This is a genomic window from Bacillus thermozeamaize (assembly GCA_002159075.1).
GTDB classification, from domain to species: domain Bacteria; phylum Bacillota; class Bacilli; order ZCTH02-B2; family ZCTH02-B2; genus Bacillus_BB; species Bacillus_BB thermozeamaize.
The window spans coordinates 1-2,622 of the sequence record LZRT01000002.1 but is presented as its reverse complement, the minus strand read 5'-3'; the positions used below and the strand labels follow the sequence as shown (position 1 = coordinate 2,622).

General features: G+C 52.6%; 3 protein-coding genes. 2 read left to right on the top strand and 1 reads right to left on the bottom strand.

The features are described 5' to 3' along the window. The first annotated feature begins 60 nt into the window (after nucleotides 1-60). Nucleotides 61-285, top strand: a complete 225-nt coding sequence (locus BAA01_16330; GenBank protein ID OUM91251.1) for a hypothetical protein — start codon at nucleotides 61-63, stop codon at nucleotides 283-285. 353 nt (nucleotides 286-638) lie between these two features. Here BAA01_16330 and BAA01_16325 read toward each other — a convergent pair whose 3' ends face one another. Next, entirely contained in the window at nucleotides 639-1,640 is a 1,002-nt protein-coding gene (locus BAA01_16325) for a transposase (protein OUM91252.1), read from the bottom strand. 372 nt (nucleotides 1,641-2,012) lie between these two features. On the opposite strand from BAA01_16325, the gene BAA01_16320 reads away from it, so the two are divergent. Next, entirely contained in the window at nucleotides 2,013-2,216 is a 204-nt protein-coding gene (locus BAA01_16320) for a hypothetical protein (protein ID OUM91250.1), read from the top strand. Nucleotides 2,217-2,622: the final 406 nt, after the last annotated feature.

The following is a 2,622-nucleotide window of genomic DNA, read 5'->3' as shown; positions in this document are numbered from 1 at the left end:
GTAACAGCGACCCAACGACCGCTTCTTGACCGAGCGATCCCCGTACGACGGATTCCACACGTGTCCACCCCATCGCTGGCTCTTGAGTTGTTAGAAATCAAAATTGTCCGGATCGGGATCGATGCGCCGATTTTCGTTCAAAGCGTCCAGCTTCGCCATGTCCTCTTCCGCAAGGATAAAGTCGAAGATGCCGGCGTTCTCGCGGATTCGCTCCGGACGGACCGACTTCGGAATGGTGACGATCCCGTGCTGCAGGTCCCATCGGAGCAGAATCTGGGCCGGTAGATGGCCGCCGTGTCAATGCTGCGATAACCCACCTCCAGCGCGGTGCGCACCGCACGCTCCACCTCTTCCCCTTCCGCCGCCTTGTAGACGCCAAGGCCCAGCCAGGGCATTTTCACGCCATTGTGGAGCGTGGTGCAGTCGGAAATCTGTTCCGGCATGTTTATCCCTCCATGTTTTCTTTTTTCGAACTGTTCTTCAATCCAGTCTAAACAAGCAGCACCCTTCCTTACAAGGGTGCTTCGCATTTCAACTGACCAAAATCGTTAATGAATAGGAATCACCAAGGATTCTCTTTGATTCATCCCTTTTCCATACTTCAGCGTCAGTCGGGGATAGGGGTTTCACTCGTTCGTTCACGACTGTAACTGTTTTTTCAGTGTTACCACTTGCTCTACTGACAGTCCTGTCGCTTTCGCAACCACATCTACAGGCATGTTCATCCCTAACAAGTTTCTGGCTACTTCCATTCTCCCTTCCTCTCGGCCTTCCTTTCGGCCTTCCTTTCGGCCTTCCTTTCGGCCTTTCTCCAGGCCTTCCGCCAGCCCTTTCTCCAGGCCTTCCGCCAGGCCTTTCTCCAGGCCTTCCGCCAGCCCTTTCTCCCTCGCCTGCTGCTCCGCCCGTTGCTGCCGTATCTCCATTTCCTTCACAAACGCCAATTCGTCCAGAATGGCCTTCCGCCGAGACTCGTACTCGATCCACTTTCTCGGATCCCGGCTCAAGTCTTCCCACTCTTCAAACACACGCTTCATCATGGGATCTTTCATCGCTATCACCTCCAATTCCTTGCGAATCTCTTCGTGCTCATCTGCCTCCAGCAGCAGCAACCATCTTTCCAAATCATTGTCCTGCGGATTGACGGCTTGCCGTTCCCATTTCGCCATCAGTTTCGGTATCTCCATGAAATGAATCTCCAACATATCCGTCAGCAGAAAATGCTCTTGGTCCTCGTACAGGTGGAAGGTGCTGTGGTACTTCTCCGTTTCCTTGAGAAAACGGAAGTTGAGAATGTTGATGGTGATCGTCCTGGCTAACTCCGTATACGGCATTCCCCTCCGCAGTTGCGCAGCATAGATGCGTGACCAGTAATACAGGGTCCGCTTCTCCATGTCAAACTTGTTTGCCAGCTGGATCTCGATATTGATGTGCTCGCCTTGTTCCGTCCGGGCGTGAATGTCCAGCACAGATGCTTTGTCCTCAGGGTGATCGCGCGAAAACTCGGGATTGAGGATTTCCACCGACGCGATCTTCTTCCCCGTCGAATGCTTCAAGGCCGCGTTCAGGAACGCCCTGAGAATTTCCTCGTTTCCCTTCTTTCCGAATATCTGCTTGAAAGCAAAATCGACCTTAAGGTCCATCCACCGGAACACAACGCTTCTCCTTCTTCCTGTTCATTTCTCCGTCTTTGCTCCCGTCGTTCTTTATTCCATTATACCACCGGAAGCTGAACGGAAATACTGCTCCGGCTCTAAACCCAAAAGTGTGGTGCTGCATCCCATGTTATAATAAATAAAGGCTGAATCGTCTGACGGAACATCACGGCTCTACGTTGCCGCATGCGTCTCTCCACCGACAGGCAAGGGACGCCATTCGAATCGATCCAAGTCCATGCCAACGAATCTCGGAAAGGATGAACCAGCTTGACCGGCGATTTCAAAGAAGCGTTGCGCTCCGTTCTAAAAGAAGAACTGGCCCCGGTTCACCAACGCCTCTAAAAACTTGAGCGTGACATGCAAGAAGTGAAAGCCACGCTGCAACATCACGACAACATGATTCATCAGCTGATCCAAATTGTCGGGGCCACAAACGCAAAAGTGGATGCGTTGGACAAAAAAGTTCAAGCGCTGGACAATCGGGTTCAAGCGCTGGAAACCAAGGTAGTGACATTGGATGAGAAGGTTCAAAGCTTGGCTGAAGAGCAAGTCTTCATGTAACAAACATTGCTGGAAACATCTGACATCGTCAAGCGAATCGAGTCCACATTGGAAAACCATGACCGCACGCTGGACGTGCTCGCCCGCCGTTCAATTGAGCATGAGGCCGAGTTAAAACGAATCGCCCGGTGAAGGACGAGGATCGGTCGCTTGACACTCCACACGGCTTTAAGCCGTGGGATTCTCGGGAACAGCGACCCAACGACCGCTTCTTGACCGAGCGATCCCCGTACGACGGATTCCACAGGTGTCCACCCCATCGCTGGCTCTTGAGTTGTTAGAAATCAAAATTGTCCGGATCGGGATCGATGCGCCGATTTTCGTTCAAAGCGTCCAGCTTCGCCATGTCCTCTTCCGCAAGGATAAAGTCGAAGATGCCGGCGTTCTCGCGGATTCGCTCCGGACG

What these genes read in the sequence shown, in the direction of transcription:
- BAA01_16320 (OUM91250.1), top strand. Translation starts at nt 2,013, where the DNA reads ATGCAAGAAGTGAAAGCCACGCTGCAACATCACGACAACATGATTCAT.
- BAA01_16325 (OUM91252.1), bottom strand. Translation starts at nt 1,640, where the DNA reads ATGGACCTTAAGGTCGATTTTGCTTTCAAGCAGATATTCGGAAAGAAG.